A 19,697-nucleotide genomic window follows, 5' to 3' on the forward strand; every position below is an offset into this window, starting at 1 on the left:
TGCATGTGTTAGGCACGCCGCCAGCGTTCATCCTGAGCCAGGATCAAACTCTCATGTTAAAGTTTTTTCCAGGTCCAAAACTTAGCTTGGCTAATTTTTAAACCGTTTTACTGTTCTTTAGGTTTTGTTCTGAATGTTCTCTCGAACCTCAAGGCTTAACCAAAAGCCTGTTGTTCTTAGAATTTTCAGGGTTTTACATACTGTTCAGTTTTCAAGGTTCGTTGTTGTTTGTTCTTAACAGCAACTCGTTTATCTTATCACAACTCGTTGTGTTTGTCAACAATTTTTTTATTTTCTTTTTGGAAGCCTTCCAAAACCCTTTCAGATTTCCTTCGAACTTCCGTGCCGCTCTCAGCGACGCGTTATATCTTATCACAACTTCACATCCGTGTCAAGCACTTTTTTGAAGTTTTTTAAGATTTGTTTTTCATCCGTTTTTCCGAATGAAGCGGAGAAAGAGGGATTTGAACCCTCGCGCCGGTTGCCCGACCTACACCCTTAGCAGGGGCGCCTCTTCGGCCTCTTGAGTATTTCTCCGAATTGCTTGTTTTATAAGCTTTTTAGTGCTTTCCTTGACATCTCTGCCTCAGAAGCACTGCCAATTATACTAGAGATAGTTTGCCTTGTCAAGCATATTTTTATAATTATTTTTATAAACTTTTATAAGGTGTGCTCATTGATGATGCTGCCTGCCAGTTTCTGTGCCGCCCTCTGATTCCTGTGACAGAAAAAGAAGGAGCAGAGTCTTCTGATGGTATGCTCCCTGCCCCTCCTTGTCTGTCCTCGCTCCAGCTGTGGCCATTGTGCGGTCTGTTTTACTTTTCCTGTCTGCTGCTCTCTCCAAATTCCTTTACTGCAGTCTCATAGAGATTATTTCCCTCTGAATCGATTACCACGATCACGGGAAAGCGTTCAACAGTCAGCTTTCGGATTGCCTCGGTTCCTAAATCGCCGTAGGCTACCACCTCTGAGCTTGTGATGCACTTGGAGAGAAGAGCTCCTGCACCTCCCACAGCGGCAAAATAGACGGAGCCGTTCTTAACAATAGCCTCAATGACCTCTCTGCTTCTCTTTCCCTTTCCAATCATCGCTCCCAGTCCCAGATCCAGAAGCTTGGGCGTGTACCGGTCCATCCGGCTGGCTGTGGTAGGGCCTGCTGAGCCGATAGGTCTTCCCTCCCGCGCCGGCGAAGGTCCCATATAGTAGATGATGTTTCTGTCCAGCTCAATGGGGAGCTCCTTTCCCTGTTCCAGCGCTTCCTGCATTCTCTTATGCGCTGCATCCCTGGCTGTATAAATGGTTCCTGTTATGTAAACGTAATCTCCTGCCTTCAGCGAACGAGCATCCTCTCTGCTGATCGGCGCACTGATATAACGCTCCATACGATTTCCTGCCTTTCCTTATTCATTTTGGCCCTGTAATTTCTGTTTTCCTGTTTCTCAGATGACTCTGTGAGCATGGCGGTTTACATAACAGCAGATATTTACCGCTACAGGCAGCCCTGCAATATGGGTTGGATAAGTCTCGATATTGACTGCAAAAGCGGTTGTGGTGCCTCCCAGCCCTCCGGGCCCGATTCCCAGGCCATTGATCCGCACAAGCATCTCCTCCTCCAGCTCTCTTACCCACTCCTTCTCAGGCTTTTCTCTCAGGTTCCTCGTCAGAGCATGTTTGGCCATCAGGGCGCATTTTTCAAAGGTTCCTCCGATCCCTACGCCAATCACCATAGGCGGACAGGCATTTGGCCCTGCATCCCTTACTGCCGTCAGGATCGCTTCCTTCACCCCTTCTAAGCCGTCTGCCGGCTTCAGCATGAAAACCCGGCTCATATTTTCACTTCCGAATCCCTTCGGAGCCACCGTAATGTCAATCTTGTCTCCCTCTGTGATCTCATAATGAATGACAGCCGGAGTATTGTCCTTCGTATTGACTCTCTCAATGGGATCTCCCACCACTGATTTTCGCAGAAAGCCTTCTGTATACCCTCTTCTGACTCCCTCGTGGATGGCCTCACTGAGGCTTCCCCCTTCGATATGTACCTCCTGTCCAATCTTCACAAAGACGACTGCCATCCCCGTATCCTGGCATATCGGTATCATATCCTCTCCGGCAATCTTCAGATTTTCCTCCAGCTGACCTAAGATCTGACTTCCCAGAGGAGACTTTTCCTCCCGGACACTCTGCTCAAAAACCTCTCTCATATCCTCTGAAAGAAAATGGTTGGCCTCAATGCACATTTCTTTGATATTCTCTGTAATCTCATCTATACAGACGCTTCTCATGACGCTTCCTCCCGATTTTTTCTCCCTAATGAAACACAGACAGGTTCCGGCCCCAAATAGCCCGGCCGGGACCTGTCTGTCAAAACGAACATTTATTAAACGCTTTTCTGCCTCACAGCTTCTTGATATACCTGGGACTGCTCATTATAAGCGGACAGGATCTCTCCTCTTATTCAGAGTCTGTCTCCTCATCCTCTTCCCGGAGAGATTTTTCTTCTCCCTCCCGGTCGTCCTCACTGCCGTCTCCATCCTCTAAAAAGCCGTCCTCTAACTCCTCGTCCTCATCCTGGCTGCTCTCTCTCACCTTGGCAATGCTGGCTACCACCACGCCGGACTCCGGATCGATATCCATCAGCTTTACTCCCGAAGTGTTTCTTCCGATAATGGAGATTGTGTTCACCCTCATCTTGATAATGATTCCCTCATTGGTGATCAGCATAATCTGGCGTCCCTCGTCCACCAGCTTGGCTCCTACCAGGTATCCTGTCTTCTCCGTAATCCGGTAGCATCTGACGCCCTTGCCGCCTCTTAACTGGCTGGTGAATTCTTCAATCGGAGTCCTCTTTCCAAGGCCGTATTCTGAAACCACCAGCAGGCATTCGCCCTGGCTGGCCATCTGCATTCCGATAATCTCATCATCAGAGTCAAACTTCATGCCGATGACACCCATGGAAACACGGCCGGTGATACGCACATCCGTCTCATGGAACCGGATGCACATGCCCTTCTTTGTCACAAGGAAGATGTCCTCTGTGTTGTCCGTGGCCTTTACCTCGATGAGTTCATCATCCTCCCTGAGCACAATGGCCTGGAGTCCGTTCTTTCTGACGTTCTCATACTCTTTCATGGGCGTGCGCTTCACCATGCCGTTTTTCGTGGCCATGAACAGGAACTTGTCCTCGTCAAACTCCTTCATGGGAACTGTGGCCGTGATCTTTTCTCCCGGCTGAAGCTGGATCAGGTTTACGATGGCCGTTCCCCTGGCGGTCCTTCCCGCCTCCGGGATCTCGTAGGCCTTCAGGCGGTAAACGCGGCCGGTGTTCGTGAAGAACATCATGTAGTGGTGGGTCGTGGTCATCAGGAGCTCTTCAATGTAGTCCTCGTCGATGGTCTGCATTCCCTTGATTCCCTTGCCGCCCCGGTTCTGGCTCTTAAAATTGTCACTGGACATGCGCTTAATATAGCCTAAGTTGGTGATGGCCACCACCACATCCTCATCCGGAATCAGATCCTCGGCAGACATATCGAACTCGTCATAGCCGATCTTCGTCCTTCTGTCATCTCCGTACTTGTCGGAGATCAGCTGTATCTCCTCCTTGATGACTGTTAAGAGCTTGTTCTCGTCTGCCAGGATCCCGCGCAGCTCTGCAATGCGCTTCTCAAGCTCCTGGTACTCATTTAACAGCTTCTCCCTCTCCAAACCGGTCAGGGCGCGAAGCCTCATATCCACAATCGCCTGGGCCTGGGCGTCTGAGAGTTCAAACCGCTCCATCAGAGTGGCTTTTGCCTCAGCCACTGTCTTGGAACCGCGGATGATTCGGATCACCTCGTCAATATAGTCGAGAGCCTTTAAAAGTCCCTCTAAAATGTGGGCCCTCTCCTCGGCCTTGTTTAAGTCGTACTTTGTCCTTCTGGTGACCACATCCTTCTGGTGATCCAGATAGTAGGTGAGCATCTGGTGCAGATTCAGCACCTTCGGCTCATTGTTCACCAGGGCCAGCATATTGACGCCGAAGGTATCCTGAAGCTGCGTATGCTTTAAGAGCTGGTTCAGGACGATATTGGCATTCACATCCCGGCGAAGCTCGATGCAGATGCGCATTCCCTCGCGGTTTGACTCATCCCTCAGGTCTGTGATTCCGTCCACCCTCTTGTCCTTCACAAGCTCCGCAATCTTTTCGATGAGGCGGGCCTTGTTGACCAGATACGGAATCTCTGTGACGATAATCCGGCTCTTGCCGTTTGGCATGGTCTCAATGTCGGTGACTGCCCGGACACGGATCTTTCCCTTTCCTGTGCGGTAGGCCTCCTCGATTCCTGCTTTTCCGAGAATGGTGGCCCCTGTAGGGAAGTCCGGCCCCTTTACAATCTCCATAAGCTCCTCGATGGAGGTATCTCTTCCCTCCTCGATCTGGTTGTCAATGATCTTGACAACCGCCGCAATCAGCTCCCGCAGGTTGTGGGGCGGGATATTGGTCGCCATGCCGACTGCAATTCCGGAAGTTCCGTTTGCCAGAAGATTTGGGAAGCGGGATGGCAGCACCACCGGCTCCCTCTCTGTCTCATCGAAGTTTGGCACAAAGTCGACGGTGTTCTTGTTGATATCCGCCAGCATTTCCATGGAAATCCGGCTCAGCCTTGCCTCTGTATATCGCATGGCTGCAGCGCCGTCCCCGTCTACGGAGCCGAAATTTCCGTGGCCGTCTACCAGCATATAGCGGGTAGACCACTTCTGAGCCATATTTACGAGTGCTCCATAGATGGAGCTGTCTCCGTGGGGGTGGTATTTACCCATGGTATCGCCGACGATACGGGCGCATTTTCTGTGAGGCTTGTCAGGGCCGTTGTTTAACTCGATCATGGAGTAGAGCACACGCCTCTGAACCGGCTTTAAGCCGTCGCGCACATCCGGCAGAGCCCTGGCAGCGATTACGCTCATAGCGTAGTCGATGTAGGACTTTTCCATGGTCTTTTTCAGGTCTATGTCATGGACTTTGTCAAAAATATTTGGTTCCATTTTTTATCCTCCAAAATGTGGGGCCTGCCTGCAGGGAACACGGCCCGGAACGTTCAGCTTTTCGGGCCATTTTCTTCTCTGTTCAGGCAGTCTTAGATGTCAAGAGTTCCGTACTTCGCATTGGCCTCGATGAATTCTCTTCTCGGCTCCACCTGATCGCCCATCAGGGTGGTAAAGGTTAAATCCACCTCGCTGGTGGTCTCCTCGTCCATGGTGACGCGAAGAAGGATTCTCCGCTCCGGATCCATGGTAGTTTCCCAGAGCTGCTCTGCATCCATTTCTCCCAGTCCCTTATAGCGCTGGATCTTATTATTCTGATCTCTTCCGATTTCCGATAAAATGCTGTTCAGCTCCGCATCGCTGTAGGCATACCAGATCCGCTTGTTTTTCTCGATCTTGTAGAGCGGAGGCTGAGCCAGATACACGTAGCCCTGCTTGATCAGCTCCGGCATAAAGCGGTAGATGAAGGTCAGCAGCAGGGTGCTGATGTGGGCGCCGTCCACATCGGCATCTGTCATGATAATGATCTTGTGGTACCGCAACTTGGAGATATCGAAATCCTCGTGGATTCCCGTTCCGAAGGCGGTGATCATGGAGCGTATCTCCGCATTTGCGTAAATTTTGTCCAGTCTTGCCTTCTCCACGTTTAAGATCTTTCCCCTTAACGGCAGGATGGCCTGGTTCGCCTTGCTTCTGGCCTCCTTGGCGGAGCCGCCGGCAGAGTCTCCCTCTACCAGATAAATCTCACAGTTCTCCGGGTTCTTATCGGAGCAGTCCGCTAATTTTCCCGGAAGTGCAAGGCCGTCCAGGGCCGACTTCCTCCTGGTCATCTCCCTGGCCCTTCTGGCTGCAGCCCTGGCCCTCTGTGCCAGAATAGACTTCTCGCTGATAATCTTCGCCACCCCTGGATTCTGCTCCAGGAAGTAGGTGAGCTGCTCGCTTACAATGCCTGCCACCGCAGCTCTCGCCTCTGTGTTTCCCAGCTTCTGCTTGGTCTGTCCCTCAAACTGAGGCTCCTCCAGCTTCACGCTGATAATCGCCGTGAGGCCCTCACGGATGTCCTCTCCCGACAGGGATGGCTCATTCTCCTTTAAGAGCTTGTTCTTTCTCGCATAGTCGTTGAAGGTGTTGGTGAGAGCCGTCTTAAAGCCGCTTAAATGGGTTCCGCCCTCCGGGGTGTTGATGTTGTTTACGAAGGTATAGATATTTTCCGTGTAGGAGTCGTTGTGCTGCATGGCAACCTCCACATACACGTTGTCCCTCACTCCCTCGCAGTAGATGACAGGGGCATAGAGGCTCTCACCTCCTCTGTTCAGGTAGGTGACAAACTCCTTGATTCCTCCCTCGTAGTGGAAGGTCTTTTCCTGCTTCTCCTCCCTGTCATCCCTTAAAATAATCTTCAGGTTTTTCGTGAGGAAGGCTGTTTCACGAAGCCTTACCTTTAAGGTATCGTAATCGTAGACCGTCTCCTCGAAAATCTCCTTGTCCGGAAGGAATGTAACTCTGGTTCCATGCTTATCAGCAGGACAATCCCCCTTAATAGTCAGAGGATACATCACCTTTCCTCTCTCATATCTCTGGTTGTAGATATGACCGTCCTTGTAAATATCTACCTCCAGCCATTCAGACAGAGCATTCACTACAGATGCGCCTACTCCGTGGAGTCCTCCTGACACCTTGTATCCCCCGCCGCCGAACTTTCCGCCGGCGTGAAGCACCGTAAAGACCACCTCAACAGCCGGGATACCTGCCTTTTTCTGTATATCTACCGGGATTCCCCTTCCGTTGTCCGTGACTGTGATGGAATTGTCTGCATTGATCTGAACGTCAATCTCGCTGCAGAAGCCCGCCAGGGCCTCGTCCACGGAATTGTCCACGATCTCGTATACCAGATGGTGAAGGCCTCTTATGGAGGTACTACCGATATACATTCCCGGGCGCTTTCTTACTGCCTCAAGTCCCTCTAAAATTTGTATTTGATCTGCGCTGTATTCTGAACCCATAAGTTCCTCCTAACTATTCTTCTTCCTTTACAGTTCCGTTTACGATCCGGAATACCCGGTCTATGTGAAAGGCATGGGCGACAAAATCGTCCAGTCCTGTGCAGGTAATGATCGTCTGAATATGCCTGATCCCTGAGAGCAGGTGCTGCTGGCGTCCCGAATCCAGCTCCGACAGCACATCGTCCAGCAGAAGAACAGGGTAGTCTTTCACAATCTTTTTCACCAGCTCAATTTCCGCAAGCTTCAGGGAGAGGGCCGCCGTCCTCTGCTGCCCCTGGGAGCCGAAGCGCCGGATGTCAACGCCGTTTACGCTGAAGCTTAAATCATCCCGGTGGGGGCCGGAGAGGGTGGTCTTCTGTCGTATATCTGCTTCCCGTCCCCTTTTCAGAGCTGTCTCAAAGGCCTCTTCCTCTGTATTCGGCTCATAGCAGATGACAAGCTCCTCCCTCCCGCCGGAAAGCTGGCGGTGGATGTCCCGTATCATCTCATTGAGCTCCCCGGAAAATTCCCTGCGGCACCGGATCAGCTCCCTTCCAAAGGAAACCAGCTGCATATCCCAGATATCCAGAGTCTCCAGAAGCTCCGGCTTAAAGGGCAGCTCCTTCAACAGCTTATTTCTCTGAGTCAGGGTGCGGTTGTACTGAACCAGTGCGTGGACATAGAGCCTGTTGAGCTGGCACAGCTCCAGATCCACAAAGCGCCTGCGCTCTGCTGGCCCGTTTTTAATGATGTTTAAATCCTCCGGGGAAAAAAATACCACATTTACGATGCCGAACAGCTCGCTGGCCCTGCGTATGGGAACGCCGTTAATGGCGATTCCCTTTGTCTTATTCTTTTTAAGGTGCATGTCAATCCGGTAGGGCACATTGTCCTTCCTGATATTCATTTTGATGTGGGATTCATCCTCTGCAAAACGGATGATCTCCTTATCCTTGCTGCCTCTGTGGGACTTTGTGGTGGCACAGACGTAAACGGCCTCCAGCACGTTTGTCTTTCCCTGGGCATTGTCCCCATAGAGGACATTGGTTCCCGGATCAAAAACCATACTGAGGCTGCCGTAATTGCGGTAATTCTTTAACTCGATCGATTCTACAAACATGTTGTTCCCCTGAAAATCCATGAAACAGCCAGAAATCAGACTTTCCTGTTTCTGACTGTCCCCTACTTTTCAATTTTGATGGTGTTTCCCTGAAACTCCACCAGGTCTCCGTCGTAGAGTTTCTTTCCCCTTTGAAGCTCCACAGCTCCGTTCACCTTCACCAGTCCGTCCTGGATGGCAAACTTGGCATCCACCCCGGACTCTGCCAGGCCTGCTGCCTTTAAGGCCTGACCCAGCTTGATATACTCCTCCCTGAGTTTAATGACTTCCATGCTCTGCTGCTCCTTTTCGTAGTTTTCCAGTTTTATGTATAAATGTATATTTATTCGCTTTGCTTTTTCTCTGTGTGCGTCTGCCGCGGACTGCATTTATCCGAAAGTTGTCTGACAGCTTCACACCAGCCTAATGTCTCTACAATTCTCCGCCCGCTCCCTGTTCTCCTTGGCATCACTTGGAAACCTTCGCCCTGCTCTGAACGGGGCAGCCGCCTATATGGCAGCTGCGTTGAAGTTGACCGGAAGGATCAGATAAATATAATTCTCCTCGTCATCCTTGATAAAGCACGGAGATTTCGGATTCATCATATAGAGAGTAACCTCCTCGTCATCGATGATCCGCAGTGCGTCGATGAGGAATTTCGGGTTAAAGCCGATCATGATATCCTTTCCAAACTTCGTGATCCCCACCTCGGCGTTCATGGTTCCATAGGCAGAGTTCATCTTAAGCTGCATTCCCTCATCTGTGATCGTGATAATGATCGGTTTTTTATCATTTTCGCGGATCAGGATGCTGGCTCTCTCGATGCTGTCCAGGAAGGCACGGCGGTTTACATTGACCTTTGTCTCGTAGTCGCTGGAAAGCATCTGGCTGATCCGGAAATATTCTCCCTCGATCAGACGGGATACCACCAGAGTGGAATCAAATTCGAACATAATGTGGTTGGAGCTGAAGAAAATCTGCACTTCCGACTCATTGTCGCCGTTCAGGATCTTGCTGATCTCACCGAGAGTTTTGCCAGGAACGATCACTTTTATATCATTGTAGTGATCCTTCAGCTCAATTTTTCGGATCGACATGCGGTGTCCGTCCAGAGATACCACTTTCAGCTCATTGTCATTGACTTCAAACAGCTCGCCAGTCATCATTTTGTTGCTGTCATTCGGTGAAATGGAGAAAAGAGTCTGACGAATAACCTCTTTTAAGGTAAACTGGGAGAGCGTAATATAGCGATCTCTTTCAATATGAGGGATGTAGGAAAATTCATCCCCGTCCTTTCCCTGGATTTTAAATACGGACTTATCACAGGAAATGGTGGTGTTGTTTTTTTCATCAGATTCTATGATAATGGGAGATTCCTCTCCGGAAAGCTTTCTGATAATGTCGGAAAAGAGCTTTGCATCCAGGGCTACCTTTCCCCGTTCAAGAATCAGCCCCTCCACCTGGGTTTCAATTCCCAGCTCCATGTCATTGCCGGTCAGTTTGATTTCTGTTCCCGTTGCATCGATAAGGATACATTCCAGAATCGGCATGGTCGTCTTGGATGGCACAGCCTTGAGAACAATATTGATGCCGTTTAACAGTGAGTCTTTTTCAAATGATAGCTTCATAATTGTTGATAACTCCTTTGCTGAAAAAATGGAACATCGTGTAAGTAAAGATATAAATAAATTCCGCAGTAATCGCCGTAGGGGGCGTGAATATGTGAATAAGTCTTAAGAGCCCTTAAAAATCAAGGATTTATCCACTGGAAAGGTTTGTGTAAAAGTCATCAAAACACGAAGGACAACTTGAGGTTTATCCACAGGTTGAAAAAGGGCTTAAGGACGCCGGAAAAAACAGGGAGATTATCCACAGTCTGTCCAGACAGTTTTCAACGTCCATTGTGGATGAGTGGAAAAACGGTCTGAAAGAGCGCAGTTTTTTCCGAAGCCCTCCGGTTATTCACAGATTTCGGACTCAATTCGGACTCAAAGAAACGGTCCGCCATAGAATTTACTGGGGACTCAGCTTCTTCCTCAGTACCTCGATGGTATTCCTGAGGGATTCATTTTTTTCCATGTCGGCAGTGATCTTTTCTGCGCCGTGGATAATCGTAGTGTGATCCCGGTCGCCCAGATATTTTCCGATACCCTGAAGGGGAGTGCCTGTCATCGTCCGGCACAGGTACATGGCAATCTGGCGCGGATAGACGATTTCCTTATTTCTCTTTTTGGAAGAAATATCTGCAGGTGTGATTCCGAAGTGATCGGAAACCACCTGGATAATCAGCTCCGGCGTGATCTCTCTTGCACCGCCTGGGGAGATCAGATCCTTTAAGGCCTCCTCAGCCAGCTCGGTGGTGATTTCTCTCTTATTTAATTTAGAGAGAGCTACGATCTTTGTGAGGGCTCCTTCCAGTTCCCGGATATTGGATTTTACATGGGTGGCAATGTATTTGATCACTTCGTTGTCAATGTTGTAGCCCTCCAGCTCCTCCTTTTTGCGAAGAATCGCCATTCGCGTTTCGTAGTCAGGGGACTGGATGTCCACGGTAAGTCCCCACTCAAACCGGGAGCGAAGGCGCTCCTCTAAGGTCTCAATTTCCTTCGGAGGCTTATCGGAGGAGATAATAATCTGCTTTTTGGCCTCATAGAGGGCATTGAAGGTATGGAAAAATTCCTCCTGGGTGCTCTCCTTGCCGATGATAAACTGAATATCGTCGATGAGGAGAACATCGTTGTTTCTGTATTTCTCGCGGAACTCTGTGGTGGAGATATTGTTCTTGTTCCGGATGGCATCGATCAGCTCGTTGGTAAATTTCTCGCTGGTCACGTATAAAATTTTGGCCTTCGGGTTATTCTGAAGGATAAAATGGCCGATGGAATGCATCAGGTGCGTTTTTCCAAGTCCCACGCCTCCATAGATAAAGAGAGGATTGTAAATCTCACCCGGGGATTCGGCCACAGCCAGGGATGCTGCGTGGGCCAGGTTGTTGTTGGCGCCTACCACGAAGGTATCAAAGGTATAGCGCGGATTTAAGTTTGCATTCTGGATCACCTGCTGATCAACATCAGTGGAGTGGGACAGAAGCTGATTTTCAGAAACTTCCTCCGGTTCCTCCTTGATCTGCTCTCTGGTGATGAAATCCACCTGACACTCAATGCCGGTGATCTCTGCAATAGCCACGGTGAGCAGGAATCCGTATTTTTTCTGCATGTACCCTAAAAAATGGATGTCGGGAACCAGGATCTGAAGCGTGTTGCCTTTCATGGAGTAGGCTTCTGTCGGAAGCAGCCAGGTTTTAAAAGAAACATCGGTCAGCTCATGCTCTTCCTTAATATGCAGCAGAATATCTTCCCATTTTTCTTTGATTTTTTCTAACATAGTAAAATCTCCTAAATGTATTAAAGAGGCGGCCGCCAAAGCGGCATATTTCCTCTGTCACTGAGCCGCCCTGCTTCATTCTGCAGAGTCTTTTCCGCCCCGTTTTACAGGAAATTCAGAGGAAATTACGAGGCAATTCTCTGGGCTTCAGACAAAACTGCAAATTTGCCCAATCTAATCATATTTTACATGATTACAAAACAATTTTCAATGGGAATGTGAAAAACTTGGGGATAACTTTTGGGGATAAGTGGAAAACCTGATATGCACAGAGAGGAAAACGGAAAGCACTTGAAAGCAAAGGAAGAAATGAGACGGGGTAAAAATGTACACAGGTTGTCCAGAGGTTATTCAGAGAGTTATCAACAAGTTATCAACAGATTGGGGATAAATTATGTAAAGCATGTGAATAAGTGAGGGATAATTTGTGGATGACGAAAAAGAAGGCTGTAAAATCAATGCTTTACTACATATTGGGGTGGTGGATAACTTGTCCACAAGAGAATGTGAAACAGATGCGGACAGGGGGAAACGGCAGCAGAAAAGTGGAAAACAGAGCAGAAATCAGGAAAAAGAGGGGAAAAATAAAAAGTTATACACAATTAAGCGGATGAAAAAATATTTTTCCACATTTGACCATTAAAGGAAAGGATGTTGAAAAAAACAGAAGAAAAAACGAAAACAGCCAGGCTGCAGGAAAATTGAAACGGAACAATCGGATTGTAGTGCTGACAGAGATACGGTATAATGACCGCAAAGCGGTTATTATACCTGCGCATACCGGTTTCGGCATTTACTGCTGAAATCCGGGCGCTGAGTTCCGCCGGAGGCTGTCATATCCGAAGGATATGATATACTGAAATAAAAATCCGGAAGAGGAGATACAGAGAATGGTAAGGGTGTGGACAAGACAGAAAAAAAGTGTTCTTGAAGAACTGAGAAAAACGGGCAGATACACGGCAAAGAGAAAATATATTGAGATGGATCTGACGGAACACGCAGCTCTTGTGCTGGAGGCCTACGACTGGCTGGTGGCCAATGGGCCGGACGCAGCCGGCCGGCCGAAGGATGTGGAATATCCGGTTTGGGTGGTATTTTCGAGAGGGACAGCCATGATACCGGGGGAGGGGGAGGTGGTTTTGGAACTCTCCCTGGAGCCTGAGCAGATTACCCATATTAATATAGAAAAGTGGGGAACGATTCTGAACTACTCTTACATACCTGAAAATGAACAGGATGCCAGGCGTCATCAGGAAATTCTGGATAACCTGGGAGTCGGGGATGCGCAGGCCTATATGTCTCGGTTTTATCCGGAGCTTAAAAGAGAGATCCGGGAGAGCTGGAAGCGGCTGTTTGACCCTTCCATCATTTTAGGAAACGATATGGAATACGGAACAATATGGGAGATCAGAAGAGAATGGGTGACAGGAGTAACGGAATAAGGCTTTATATATCCCAGGCGGAAGCGGTGATGAGAGAAATTGACAGCAGAGGCACCTGCTTTTCTAGGCGGGAGTATGTGGCCCTCAAATATGGGGAGAGCAGGGAGATCTTTCTCACCGCTTATGACTGGTTTGTAAAAGAGCTTCAAAAAAGGGTGAAAAGGCCGGCGGGCGCCCAGTATCCATACTGGGGGTACAGGGAAGAGTACGGGATTGACTGGTCTGGCGAGAATGTGGGCTTTCAGGCAGAGGTTCCGGCAGATCAGCTTGTCCTTTTTGACGCCGATGACTGGAGAAAGATCCTCTGTATGCAGTATATCGGGGAGGATGAGGGGGAGGAGCGCGCCTTCAGGGACGAGCTTTCCCAGATGGGAATCAGGGAGGAGCAGGCAGTTTTGACTGGCTTTTATCCTGATATAAAAAGAAGGATCATGGAGAGCTGGGACCGGCTTTTTGTAAATGACCAAAGATTCAAAAACGGGGAGGAGTCAAGCAGAGGGGGAATACAGGCAGGAATGTGGGAGATTAAAAGAGCGTGGATCGTGAAAATAGGAGAAAAGAAAGAGAAAATGCTTGACTAGTTTTTAGTTGTTCTATATAATTGAAACGATGTTTAGTTTAAAATAGTCTAACTATGGATAAGAAAATTTCTTTGATAATTGATGGATGAGGAGGTGTTTTGAGTTATGAAGATGACATTTCAGCCTAAAAAAAGACAGAGAGCAAAAGTTCACGGCTTCAGAGCTAGAATGAGCAGCGCAGGCGGAAGAAAGGTTCTGGCTGCAAGAAGAGCAAAGGGAAGAGCAAAATTAACTGCTTAAGGAAGCGTGGCCGCAATTTTCAGAGTAAAATTGTGGCCTTTTCTTTTCTCAAACTTTATGTGTGAGGAGAATCCATGAAGCATTTTAATTCAATCAAAAAGTACGCGGATTTCCAGAAGGTTTACAGGACAGGGAAATCCTATGCGAACCGTCTTTTGATTATGTATGTGATGAAAACGGAAGAGGGGGCCGATACAAGGATTGGCATTTCCGTCAGCAAAAAAGTGGGGAACAGCGTGGTACGCCATCACATTACAAGACTTTTAAGGGAAAGCTACCGACTGAACAAGCCCATGGTTAAGGCTGGACTGGACATCGTGGTAGTCGCCAGAGCGGCTGCAAAGGAATCGAATTTCAGGCAGATAGAGAGTGCTTATCTGCACCTGTGCGGACTTCATAACATTTTAGAGAATCGAAGTGAGAATATTGGTTAAAAAGATCTTTATTAAAATGATCCGGGGATACCAGAGGTATATTTCCCCCATGACAGGACCTCACTGCAGGTACACGCCTACGTGTTCTCAATACGCCATTGAGGCACTTCAAAAGTACGGCGCGTTAAAAGGTGGTTTTTTGGCCTGTAAGCGGATACTCCGATGTCATCCGTTTGCAGAAGGCGGTTATGATCCGGTTCCGTAGCAAAAGGGCCGTGCCGGGCAGAAGGCGCGCCCATATAAGTAGGAGGTAGTTAATTGGAATTTTTTGTAGCGACGAAAGCAGGCTCTATTTTAGGGCCAATCGCCAGCCTGTTTGGAATCGTCATGGACTTGCTGTTCAGGTTCACAAGCTCCTTCGGCGTTTTTAACATTGGCGTATGTATTATTCTGTTCACCATCATCACAAGGCTTCTTCTGTTTCCGCTGACCTTAAAGCAGCAGAAATCCTCCAAGATGATGGCGCTTATGAACCCGGAAATTGCAGCGATTCAGAAGAAATATAAGGGAAAAACGGATCAGACCTCCATGGCAAAGCAGCAGGTGGAGATGAAGGCCGTCTATGAAAAGTACGGCTCCTCCCCGACAGCAGGATGCCTTCCTCTGTTAATCCAGTTCCCGATTATTTTGGCACTGTACCGCGTTATCTACAATATCCCGGCCTACGTTCCGTCTGTTAGAGTGTTCTTTGAGAATGTAGTGGAACCTCTCCAGAATCAGCCGGATTTTGCCTCCAAGCTGATTGAGGTAGGCGGAAAGATGAGCAACGGCTTTACGGCTGAGGCTCTGGCAAATCCAAACAAGGTCATCGATCTGCTCTATAAGTTTACACCTGATAACTGGAAGGGACTTGAAAATGCATTTCCTTCTATTGCAGACGTAATCGCACAGAATGCGGACAAGATAGAGCAGATGAACTCCTTCCTGGGAATTAATCTGGCAACAGCGCCGTTTACCGGTTTTTCAAATATAACAGTTGCATGGATTATCCCGATTCTGGCAGGTATTACCCAGTGGCTCTCCACAAAGCTGATGAGCACCAATCAGACCATGGATAAGGATGCTCCGGGTGCACAGATGATGAACAGCATGATGATCACCATGCCTCTCATGTCTGTATTCTTCTGCTTTACCCTGCCGGCAGGTATTGGTATCTACTGGGTTGTCCAGGGTATCATCCTCATTTTCCAGCAGATGTTCGTCAACTCCTACATGAAGAAAGTGGATATGGACGAGCTTATCAGGAAGAATGTTGAGAAGATGAACAAAAAGCGTGCGAAGAAGGGGCTTCCGCCAGCAAAGATCAATCAGAATGCAGCCGTGAATCTCAAGAGCATTCAGGCAAAGCAGGAGGAGGAAGAGGCTGAGAAGAACCGCAGGCTGGAAAGGAATGCAAAGCAGGTGAAGGATTCAACCGAGTTCTACAACAGCGATCCGAAGCCGGGAAGCCTTGCAGCCAAGGCCAGAATGGTTCAGAAGTATAACGAAAAGCACAACAAGTAGGAGGGGTGCAGTATGGATATGATTACAGTTTCCGCAAAAACCGTGGATGAAGCTGTTACAAAGGCACTGATCGAGCTTGAAACTACCAGCGACAAGCTGGAGTACGAGGTCGTTGAGCGGGGAAGCGCCGGATTTTTGGGGATTGGCGCCAAGCCTGCCGTAATCAGAGCAAAGAGAAAGGAACGCGTTGAAGACAGAGCCATTCATTTTCTGAATCAGGTATTTGATTCCATGAACATGGAGGTTTCCATCACAGCCGTGTATAATGCAGAAGAGAAGGAAATGAACATTAACATGGAAGGAACCGACATGGGAATCCTGATCGGAAAAAGAGGGCAGACCTTAGACTCCCTTCAGTACCTGGTAAGTCTTGTGGTAAACAAGAAGAAGGACGACTATATCCGTGTAAAGCTGGATACGGAGAACTACCGGGAGAGAAGAAAGGAAACTCTGGAAACCCTGGCAAAGAACATTGCCTACAAGGTAAAGAGGACCAAGCGCGCCGTTTCCCTTGAGCCCATGAACCCTTACGAAAGACGGATTATCCATGCGGCACTTCAGAACGATAAGTACGTTGTGACAAGAAGCGACGGCGAAGAACCATTCAGACACGTGATTATTTCTCTGAAGAAGGAAGGAAAAAAAGACCGTTCAGAACGGGAATAACCCCCACCTGACCGGACGATAAATAATAAAAAATGTTCAGGCAGGACAAACCAAAACTACCGGTCACCAAGTCCCTGTTTGAACATTTTTTATTAGCAATGAGAAGGGCGAAAATGAATGGGCAGTCTCCAGGAGGGGAGCTTGCTCACCGCCTGGAGACTGCCCATTCATTTTCATGCGGCGAATGCCGCAAAGCGAGAAAACCCCAAAAGGGTTTTCGAGCGTGGCCCTTCGGGTTAGAGGAAAAAGCAATCCCCCATAAGGGCGGGATCCCGCAAAATATAAAAGCAGGCGGGGAGCCATAATATTACTGTCTGCCTTATGAGGAAAGCCATTCCGCAGGAGGGCTGGTTTTCCTGATGAAGCAGAGAATATCAGAGAGAATCTGAACCACAGAGAGGAAGGAAAAAGCTATGTTCAGGAATGATACAATCGCGGCCATTTCAACAGGAATGACAAATTCGGGAATCGGCGTTGTGAGGATCAGCGGAGAAGATGCAGTAAAGGTGGCTGATCGAATCTTCAGAAAGCCAAATGGCAGGAAGCTTTCAGAAGAAAAGACGTTTACCATACATTACGGTCATATATATGATGAAAATGAGCTGATAGACGAGGTTCTGGTCATGCTGATGCGGGGGCCGAGAAGCTATACGGCAGAGGACACGGTAGAGATCGACTGCCACGGCGGCGTCCTTGTCATGCGGAAGATTCTGGAAACAGTGGTAAAAAACGGGGCGAGGCTAGCCGAGCCGGGAGAGTTCACAAAGCGGGCATTTTTGAATGGCAGAATCGATCTGTCCCAGGCAGAGGCGGTTATCGATGTGATCAATGCAAAAAACGATTACGCACTGAAAAGCTCTGTAAATCAGCTGAACGGGGCAATGTCCAGAAAGGTGAAGGAGCTGAGAGAAAAACTCATCTATGAAATCGCTTTTATAGAATCAGCTCTGGACGATCCGGAGCACATTTCTCTGGAGGGTTACCCTGAGATTCTTCACGAAAGGCTCATTCCGATTAAGCAGGAGATAGAGAAACTCCTTGCCACGGCAGATAACGGAAGAGTGGTCAGGGAGGGCGTAAAGACGGTTATTTTGGGAAAGCCCAATGCAGGAAAATCCTCTCTTATGAATGTGCTGGTAGGAGAGGAGCGGGCGATTGTGACAGATGTGGCAGGTACCACGAGGGATACGCTGGAAGAGAATATAAGGCTTCACGGAATCAGCCTCAACATTATCGACACAGCGGGAATCAGGGACACGGACGATATTGTGGAAAAAATCGGCGTGGATAAGGCGAGACAGATTGCAGATGACGCGGACCTGATTATCTACGTGGTGGATGGTTCCAGGCCTCTGGATGAAAATGATCGGGAGATTATGGAGCTTATCAGGGAAAGAAAAGCCATCGTGCTGTTAAATAAAACGGATCTGGAGATGCTTGTGACAGAAAAAGAGCTTGAGGAGAGGACCGGCCAGACGGTGATCCCTGTTTCGGCAAAGGAACAGAAGGGAATCGATGTCCTGGAGGAGCGGATCAGAGAATTGTTTTTCTCGGGAAAAATTGATTTTAATGATGAAGTGATGATTACCAATATCCGGCACAAAACAGCCCTCAGAGAGGCGTATGACAGCCTGCTTCTGGTAGAAAAGAGCATTGAAGATCAGATGCCTGAGGACTTTTTCTCTATTGATCTCATGAACGCCTACGAGGAACTGGGAACGATCGTGGGAGAGGCGCTGGAGGATGATCTGGTCAATGAGATTTTCAGCAAATTCTGCATGGGAAAATAGCTCTGTTCAACAGGTATAGGAAATCAGGTTAGCAGCCGAAGGCGGGCAGATGGATAGGACGTCCAGCCTCCGGCTGCGTTTTAAAAGAGAACAGTTTTTGAGAGAATGGAAAAACAAGATGTTTCTGTATATAGGACCATGGGAGGATGAAACCTGAATAGGAAATAGGAAGAAAACAGAGGAGAATACACGGGGGAGAACAGAAGAGAACGCACAGAGGAGCATAGAGGAGAACTGAGGGAAAAGCAGAAGGAAGACAGGAAGCAAACGTCGAAAATGAGCAGCCAGCCGCAGCAGTCAGAAAAGCGGTTAAAAAATGAGAGAAGGAATAATAGAATAAAAACATATAATTGATAGTTATATATAAAAATAAGTTATACTATAAAAGCTATTATATAACAAAAACTAATCTATAACCAACTGACAATTATGCAATTACCAACTGCAGAATCGCTTTGCCTGAACGATTAAAACCTTCTCGATCATCTGACTAAGTGATGGTATAATAAGTAGGCAAACAGCCTAAAATCAAACAGAAATAAGGATGAAATAGAAAGAAAAAGAAGCCATAAAATTAAAATCAGCTTTATCTGTTTCAGCATTCACTGCTGAAAGCCGGGCGGTAAGTTCTGACGATGGCTGCCATATACAAATGAAATGGTAAAATAATAAGGAAAGCATATGTCATGCTTCATGAGCATGCATTTGACGAGCACTCCCGTCGGGACGTTAGTCGAGATGGGATAATAAAATTATGAGGCCGGCAGGTTTGAGCTGTTTTTTCATGACAGTGTTTCGCGTTTACATGACAATGTTTCACGTGAAACAAGGAATTACAGCGAGAGAATGGATACCATATTTGTCTGGTTTTTCAGGAATTTAGAAGGTCAGCAGTGCGCAGCACGGCAGAGATATTAGAACGTGCTGGAACTGCCCCAAGTAATGGATTTAAGTGAGATTTTGCAAGAAAAAGGACAGCAATGTACGAAACAAGAAAGGCACAGAAAGGAACTATGGCATGGCGAGAGCATTGGGGGAGGACATATCGTGCAAAGAAATTAGTTCTGGTTGTTCTTTGCTCAGTGCTGTTTGCCGGATGTGCAAAAAGGGAAGAAATTGTAAAAACATTCAGCCAATCAGAAGAAGACGGGATTTGTGCCACCTACTATGAGAGGAAGGATGGAACCTGGGAATGCGGCGGTACAGCCTACCAGCACAGACTGGAATTAAAGGGAAGACTGCCAAATGCCGAGTCGGACAGCTGCTTTGTGGTACTGACAGATAATGAAAACCTGACGTTTGAGGAAGTGGCTAAAAGCCTTTACGGCAGTCTGATTGAGGACAGCAGGGCAATGGAGGACTCTGTTATAGTGGAGATGCAGTAATCGAATCTGCAGGAAAGCCATTGAAACGAAAAAAGTAGAGTTTAAACAGATAAAACGGAATTTAAACAATCAATCAATTAATGTTTCACGTGAAACACAGAGAGTTTTACAGAAGGATTTTTAAGAGAATTTAAGAAAGAAAAGGCAGTTTTTGCAGCACCACTGTCTGGAC

18 protein-coding genes, 1 tRNA gene and 1 rRNA gene are annotated in these 19,697 nt (G+C 47.9%); 10 read left to right on the forward strand and 10 right to left on the reverse strand.

Translation table 11 applies throughout. The features are described from left to right. The 10 genes from DW757_RS12235 to dnaA form a co-directional block, all read right to left on the reverse strand. Positions 1-59 (reverse strand): 16S ribosomal RNA (locus tag DW757_RS12235); the annotation flags it as partial. A gap of 390 nt (positions 60-449) precedes the next feature. After that, a tRNA-Ser gene (locus DW757_RS12240) sits at positions 450-537 on the reverse strand. Between the two features lie 278 nt (positions 538-815). After that, positions 816-1,382 carry a Fe-S-containing hydro-lyase gene (locus DW757_RS12245; RefSeq protein WP_008397159.1) on the reverse strand — a complete coding sequence of 189 codons (567 nt, stop codon included), beginning with the start codon at positions 1,380-1,382 and terminating at the stop codon, positions 816-818. Between the two features lie 57 nt (positions 1,383-1,439). Beyond that, on the reverse strand, positions 1,440-2,282 hold the full coding sequence (locus DW757_RS12250; RefSeq protein WP_118751847.1) for a fumarate hydratase: 843 nt from the start codon (positions 2,280-2,282) through the stop codon (positions 1,440-1,442). 169 nt (positions 2,283-2,451) lie between these two features. Next, the gene (gene gyrA / locus DW757_RS12255; protein ID WP_015573082.1) at positions 2,452-5,019 is read right to left on the reverse strand and encodes a DNA gyrase subunit A; all 2,568 of its coding nucleotides are present in this window, start codon (positions 5,017-5,019) and stop codon (positions 2,452-2,454) included. 92 nt (positions 5,020-5,111) lie between these two features. Next, positions 5,112-7,022 (reverse strand): DNA topoisomerase (ATP-hydrolyzing) subunit B, encoded by a 1,911-nt coding sequence (gyrB, locus tag DW757_RS12260; protein WP_015544625.1) that lies wholly within the window; start codon positions 7,020-7,022, stop codon positions 5,112-5,114. Positions 7,023-7,035: 13 nt separating this feature from the next. Beyond that, on the reverse strand, positions 7,036-8,121 hold the full coding sequence (gene recF, locus DW757_RS12265) for a DNA replication/repair protein RecF (RefSeq protein WP_182433302.1): 1,086 nt from the start codon (positions 8,119-8,121) through the stop codon (positions 7,036-7,038). Between the two features lie 62 nt (positions 8,122-8,183). After that, positions 8,184-8,393 carry an RNA-binding S4 domain-containing protein gene (locus DW757_RS12270; RefSeq protein ID WP_021966147.1) on the reverse strand — a complete coding sequence of 70 codons (210 nt, stop codon included), beginning with the start codon at positions 8,391-8,393 and terminating at the stop codon, positions 8,184-8,186. 216 nt (positions 8,394-8,609) lie between these two features. Beyond that, the gene (gene dnaN / locus DW757_RS12275; protein ID WP_008397165.1) at positions 8,610-9,728 is read right to left on the reverse strand and encodes a DNA polymerase III subunit beta; all 1,119 of its coding nucleotides are present in this window, start codon (positions 9,726-9,728) and stop codon (positions 8,610-8,612) included. A gap of 385 nt (positions 9,729-10,113) precedes the next feature. Beyond that, complete coding sequence (gene dnaA / locus DW757_RS12280) at positions 10,114-11,484, reverse strand: chromosomal replication initiator protein DnaA (RefSeq protein ID WP_118751849.1); 1,371 nt, start codon at positions 11,482-11,484, stop codon at positions 10,114-10,116. A 427-nt stretch (positions 11,485-11,911) separates the two neighbouring features. Here dnaA and DW757_RS17245 point away from each other — a divergent pair, with 427 nt between their 5' ends. The 10 genes from DW757_RS17245 to DW757_RS12330 all read left to right on the forward strand — a co-directional run bounded on the left by DW757_RS17245 (position 11,912) and on the right by DW757_RS12330 (position 19,525). Then, a complete protein-coding gene (locus DW757_RS17245) occupies positions 11,912-12,127 on the forward strand; it encodes a hypothetical protein (protein WP_008397168.1) in 216 nt (71 codons plus the stop codon). Between the two features lie 247 nt (positions 12,128-12,374). Further along, positions 12,375-12,926: a DUF3841 domain-containing protein gene (locus DW757_RS12285; protein WP_008397170.1), complete on the forward strand. Its 552-nt coding sequence runs from the start codon at positions 12,375-12,377 to the stop codon at positions 12,924-12,926. Further along, on the forward strand, positions 12,902-13,507 hold the full coding sequence (locus tag DW757_RS12290; RefSeq protein WP_118751850.1) for a DUF3841 domain-containing protein: 606 nt from the start codon (positions 12,902-12,904) through the stop codon (positions 13,505-13,507). Before DW757_RS12285 ends, DW757_RS12290 begins: the two co-directional genes overlap by 25 nt. 105 nt (positions 13,508-13,612) lie before the next feature. Further along, a complete protein-coding gene (gene rpmH / locus DW757_RS12295) occupies positions 13,613-13,747 on the forward strand; it encodes a 50S ribosomal protein L34 (protein WP_008397172.1) in 135 nt (44 codons plus the stop codon). A gap of 74 nt (positions 13,748-13,821) precedes the next feature. Next, positions 13,822-14,181 (forward strand): ribonuclease P protein component, encoded by a 360-nt coding sequence (gene rnpA / locus DW757_RS12300; RefSeq protein WP_008397173.1) that lies wholly within the window; start codon positions 13,822-13,824, stop codon positions 14,179-14,181. Further along, a complete protein-coding gene (gene yidD, locus DW757_RS12305; protein ID WP_083794758.1) occupies positions 14,174-14,386 on the forward strand; it encodes a membrane protein insertion efficiency factor YidD in 213 nt (70 codons plus the stop codon). The genes rnpA and yidD overlap by 8 nt, the downstream gene beginning before the upstream one ends. 53 nt (positions 14,387-14,439) lie before the next feature. After that, positions 14,440-15,684, forward strand: coding sequence for a YidC/Oxa1 family membrane protein insertase (locus DW757_RS12310; protein WP_008397174.1), 1,245 nt, complete (start codon positions 14,440-14,442; stop codon positions 15,682-15,684). A 12-nt stretch (positions 15,685-15,696) separates the two neighbouring features. Further along, on the forward strand, positions 15,697-16,350 hold the full coding sequence (jag, locus tag DW757_RS12315; RefSeq protein WP_008397175.1) for an RNA-binding cell elongation regulator Jag/EloR: 654 nt from the start codon (positions 15,697-15,699) through the stop codon (positions 16,348-16,350). A gap of 413 nt (positions 16,351-16,763) precedes the next feature. After that, positions 16,764-18,140, forward strand: a complete 1,377-nt coding sequence (mnmE, locus tag DW757_RS12325; protein ID WP_118751852.1) for a tRNA uridine-5-carboxymethylaminomethyl(34) synthesis GTPase MnmE — start codon at positions 16,764-16,766, stop codon at positions 18,138-18,140. Between the two features lie 980 nt (positions 18,141-19,120). Continuing rightward, positions 19,121-19,525, forward strand: a complete 405-nt coding sequence (locus DW757_RS12330) for a hypothetical protein (protein ID WP_015573080.1) — start codon at positions 19,121-19,123, stop codon at positions 19,523-19,525. The last annotated feature ends 172 nt before the right edge of the window (positions 19,526-19,697 follow it).

Source organism: Clostridium sp. AM29-11AC (genome assembly GCF_003480545.1).
Taxonomy (GTDB): Bacteria; Bacillota; Clostridia; order Lachnospirales; family Lachnospiraceae; genus Otoolea; species Otoolea saccharolyticum_A.